Origin of the sequence: Vibrio sp. S12_S33 (assembly GCF_963889785.1) — a bacterium.
GTDB classification, from domain to species: domain Bacteria; phylum Pseudomonadota; class Gammaproteobacteria; order Enterobacterales; family Vibrionaceae; genus Vibrio; species Vibrio aestuarianus.
Genome location: NZ_CAWPQZ010000184.1, coordinates 1 through 884, shown reverse-complemented (window position 1 = coordinate 884; position 884 = coordinate 1). Strand labels below are relative to the sequence as shown.

General features: G+C 41.7%; 1 protein-coding gene. It reads left to right on the top strand.

Features of this window, described 5'->3' with window-relative positions; translation table 11 throughout:
- Nucleotides 1-145: 145 nt before the first annotated feature.
- Complete coding sequence (locus tag AACW06_RS19765) at nt 146-628, top strand: tetratricopeptide repeat protein (RefSeq protein WP_086468417.1); 483 nt, start codon at nt 146-148, stop codon at nt 626-628.
- The last annotated feature ends 256 nt before the right edge of the window (nt 629-884 follow it).

Genomic DNA, 884 nt, shown 5'->3' with positions numbered 1-884 from the left:
AGCAGCTAACTAGGCGTTTAAGACGGATTCCCAACGCTTGGGAGTTTCGGCTCTAGGTTGAGTGTTGTGTTTAAGGCGCAATGGTTTAGGATTGTGGTCGCGTTGCTCACCACTTAACGCGGCGTTATAAGCTTCGAGGGAAATTATGGAAAATATCATCAAACAAGCAATTAAATTGCGGAAAGAGGCTAAGTACCAAGAGTCGAGAGCTTTGCTAAAAACGCTGTTAAACGATGAAACTTACTCTGCTAGGGCTCACCTGCAAATTGCTTGGTCATACGACAACGAAGGTAAAGAGCAAGAAGCGGTTACTCATTATCTGTCATCTCTTGCAGGTCTGTTATCGTCGGTAGAAAGGTTCGATGCTTTATTCGGGCTAGCGAGTACCTATCGAAGTCTTGGCATGTATTCGGAGGCGTTAAGCTATTTTGAGCAAACTCTAAAAGAGTACCCTAGTTCTATTGAAGTTCAGCCTTTCTATGCCATGTGTCTCTACAACTTAGGACGTCATAAAGAAGCAACATCATTACTACTTGAGCTTTTAGTATCAACCACGAACAGTGACGCAATTAAAGAGTATCAGCGAGCTATTTCTTTATACGCACAAGATTTAGATAGAATGTGGTAAAACGAAACACGCTTATAACAAACAATTTAAGAGTGATTCAGCACGCTTGGCACTTTTTGTTTGGGTCTAGTTCAGTGATTACGGCGTCCAGTTTGAGTGTTGTGGTAGCGTGCTTCACACCTTAATTGGGCGTTATGCGCCAAAATAGAAATGGAGACAACAATTATGGATGATTTAGTAAGCTCATTACAGAGAGATGGTTTTAATGCCAAGGTTAAAAATGGGAAAATTGTAGTGAGGCTCGAAGGGCTTTCAA